The sequence below is a fragment of the Colwellia sp. F1 genome (assembly GCF_056238625.1).
On the sequence record NZ_JBWDLI010000092.1, the window covers coordinates 1 to 2303 of the forward strand.

3 protein-coding genes are annotated in these 2303 nt (G+C 51.7%); all 3 read left to right on the forward strand.

Annotated features, from left to right (window positions below):
• Positions 1-356 (forward strand): hypothetical protein (locus AC0UA9_RS17600; protein WP_475662063.1); only part of this gene is annotated, 356 nt, incomplete at its 5' end.
• Between the two features lie 72 nt (positions 357-428).
• Complete coding sequence (locus AC0UA9_RS17605) at positions 429-1922, forward strand: DUF6094 domain-containing protein (protein ID WP_475662066.1); 1494 nt, start codon at positions 429-431, stop codon at positions 1920-1922.
• Positions 1923-2024: 102 nt separating this feature from the next.
• Positions 2025-2303 (forward strand): hypothetical protein (locus tag AC0UA9_RS17610; protein WP_475662068.1); only part of this gene is annotated, 279 nt, incomplete at its 3' end.

The following is a 2303-nucleotide window of genomic DNA, read 5'->3' on the forward strand; positions in this document are numbered from 1 at the left end:
CGACTCGGGCCTTTCAAACGACCCGCTCCGGTAGCCTGGTGCAGGTATGGCTGTTTGATCAGCGCTGCGTGAGTCCTGATCGGGCCAATCTTGAAGCAGTCATGCTTATTGAGCGCGAGACTTCAGAGTCGATTGAAAACAGGCTGTGGCAGCGGATTAATGACTTATGTCCTCTACCGCTCCTCGATCACTGGCAAGAACAGGTTATGGCATGGCTGCATCAGCAGAATGCCATTGTTCCTGCTCAAAACTCGCTGGGACGGCTCAACGCTTGGGAAATCAAGCTGGATCAGAACGCAATGGCGATGTGCATTAGCGAGATGATCCGAGCTGGCCACCTCACCACCGAGCCTTGAATCTACTTCCTTCTGGCGTGGCTTGTCCGCGCCTTCTTATTCCCACCCTTAATTTCATTCAGGAGGTGCCTCATGGCACTCATGTTTCCGCGCCTGGCGCACAATTATGCAAAGAACGGCTATTACCCAACAGATGCACGTTCAACTGAACGAGTTTTAAAAGCTTTGCAGCCATCTGTTGGTGAAATGCGGATCTTTGACCCCTGTGCGGGTGAGGGCGCAGCGATCGCAGAAGTAGCACACTACCTGGGCCGTGAATATGTCCATGCCTTTGGTGTCGAGTACGATCCTGAGCGAGCGACCACAATGGCATCTTTAGTGGATTCATCGCTACAAGGTGACCTCATGGACACCGTTGTCTCACAGAGAACCATGGGGCTGCTTTGGCTCAACCCCCCCTATGGTGATCTTGTCGCCGACAGTGCCCAAAACGTGCATTACGAGAGCAAAGGTCGACAGCGACTTGAAAAGCTTTTCTACCAGCGCACGTTCAATACTCTCCAGTACGGGGGGGTATTGGTATTGATTATCCCGGCTTATTCGCTCGACAAGGAGTTTGCGGGATGGTTAGCCAATCACTTCAACAACCTGAGGGTATTTCGGGCGGCCGTCGATGAATTTCAGCAAGTAGTGATTTTTGGCAATAGAGCCCGTCGCTACGAGGTGGAAGGCAAGGCAGAGACTAAGCGACACCGTAGTCAGCTGCTTCGCGTTGGTATGAAAGAGGAGACGCCGGATGTTCTACCAGACGAATGGACTTTCGACCCCTACGTGGTTCCTTCTGCGAAGGGTGATATGGGGCACTTCTACCGAGTGACTATTGAGCCTATGCAATTGGAAGAAGAGGTTACTCAACTGGGAGGATTATGGTCTGACGTCGGTGCCATTTTCGGCCGAACAGGTCTCAAAACAAGACCTCCTGTCAGGCGTTTATCGAACTGGCATTTGGCGCTTTCGTTAGCTGCCGGTGCCATCACTGGCGTAGTCACATCACCTGATGGGCGTTACCTGGTAGTTAAAGGCAATACTCACAAGGACAAGATATCTAAAACTGAATTCACTGAGAATGAAGATGGCTCAGTGAAAGAAACCCGGGTTCTAACGGATCGGTTTGTACCCGTGATCCGGGCATGGGAAATGACAGCAGGGTCTACACAGCTGGGTCAACTGCTAACGATAACGTCTGTACCACCAGCCAATGATAGCGATGCAAATGCTTTAGAAAGCGGTGAGATTGATGAAGCTGAATCGGCTCCTACTCGACAGGCGGCGGTATCGAACGTAACTACGAAGAAGCCGAGATTTGGTCTCGGTCGAATTGTGATGACTCGTGCTGTGAACGATCTGATTGCTGACGGGTTATTCAACCCCTTAACGCTTCTCAAACGTCACGCATTTTGTGATTGGGGAGACGTATCAGGAGGCGATGCTCAGCGAAACGAGCAGAGCCTGCAAGAGGGTGATCGCTTAATGTCCGTTTACCGCGTGAGCTCAACGCTAACAATTTGGGTTATTACAGAGGCAGATCGCAGCGCGACAACACTGCTACTGCCAGAAGACTATTAACTAAGAGCGAAATTCGCTCTACCTCACCCCAGACGGGCTGTACCTAACCCGTCTGGGGAGGTGCATGCCCGTCATTTCTTGATACTCATAGGAGAGACGATCATGTACCCAACGACCAAATCACCGGCATCGGCCGGCACTGTAAGCGAAAATCTTCCAGGAGCATTCGATGCTAATAGCTTCGGGCCTACGGTAGATCTGAATGACTTTATTGAAGAATTCGGAGATGGACTTCTTGAGTCGCTGAGCCGATCTCACCCGCCCGTCTATGACGGAGCGGGCAACCCAGCGCGACAAGCCATTATGGATGGTCTGGCACGCAAACCGTTTATTGCTCAAGCAGAAGTGGTACAGGCGATCGCAGCGTTAATACTCGATCGC

Coding starts and splice junctions, on each gene's coding strand:
- AC0UA9_RS17605 (WP_475662066.1), top strand. CDS start 429: ATGGCACTCATGTTTCCGCGCCTGGCGCACAATTATGCAAAGAACGGC.